Origin of the sequence: Fulvimarina thalattae, from assembly GCF_040239565.1 — a bacterium.
In the GTDB taxonomy this organism is placed as follows: domain Bacteria; phylum Pseudomonadota; class Alphaproteobacteria; order Rhizobiales; family Rhizobiaceae; genus Fulvimarina.
The window spans coordinates 1-1,069 of the sequence record NZ_JBEHWS010000061.1; the positions used below are offsets into that span (position 1 = coordinate 1).

1 protein-coding gene is annotated in these 1,069 nt (G+C 63.0%); it reads left to right on the forward strand.

Annotated elements, in window-relative coordinates:
- The first annotated feature begins 165 nt into the window (after positions 1 to 165).
- Entirely contained in the window at positions 166 to 537 is a 372-nt protein-coding gene (locus ABRA89_RS20375; RefSeq protein WP_349943332.1) for a hypothetical protein, read from the forward strand.
- Positions 538 to 1,069 lie beyond the last annotated feature (532 nt).

The following is a 1,069-nucleotide window of genomic DNA, read 5'->3' on the forward strand; positions in this document are numbered from 1 at the left end:
ATCTTCTTCTGGGCGGACAATCGTGGACCAGCCTTCGAAATTCCGAAAGACATGATGGAGATAGCGCTTTTCCTCGACGCTCGGATCCAGATAGACAGCTGATAGGGAAAGTCTGTTTGCCGGCCCCAACGCCGAACCGCGAACCTGCCCCCGGCCAAACCCGGCATGCTGGCGCTGACGGTGGCTGAGGTTGCGGCGATTGAGGCGCGGCGGCTGGAAAGGCTGCGCGTTCGGCGGGTCTCCTATTTGCGGCATGTCGCGACCGATCCTCTGAGGGATGTCCCTGACGAGGCAGTCCGCGCTCACATCGACATCAGCGAACGCACGGGCGAACGATTGGCCCTGCGGTCCCATGACGCCCATTGCCGTTGGGCCTATCTCATGTTTGCCACGGAAGGCCGGATCGCCCGATCGCAAGAGGTTCGGCACTTCATCGCTCGTCCAGGGGCCGATCCCGACAAGCAGATGGCGCTGGTCATGCGCGGTACGATCTTGGCCTTGCGCCGTCAGCGCTCAGCCATGTTTGGTGGCGCCTGATGGATTTTGAGACGGTCGGATACTATGTCGGCGGCCTTCTTGGGGGCGTGGGAGGAGGCGTGGCTGGCGCCGCCGGAGGGGCCGTTGTCGGGGGAGGGACTGGTGCCGTCGCGGGAGCGGCGGTTGGCAGCGCCGGAATTGTGACCGGCCCCGGCGTCATTGCGACGGAAGGCGCGGCTATTACAGCCGGCGCAGCCACAGGCGCGGTGGTCGGTGGTGGCTACGGCGCATGGCAAGGCTCTCAAACTGGCGTCGAGGCTGGGACACAAGCGGGCTCCGATGTGGGACGATGGCTCGACGACCACATCCTGAGCGTGGAAAATGGTGAGGAGGAAGCGGCCAAGGAAGGCGAGCAGAAAACTCAATGCGCAGGCGATTGTGCCCAAGAGACGCGTTCAGAAAAAAAGCCTCCGTTCAAAGGCGAACCAGGATCGACAGTCCAAGGCCCGGATAATAGCCGGACGTATGGCGAAGACGGATATCCGCTGACAGATCGTGACGCCGGTCATTCAGACGAGTCCGGAATTGGCGC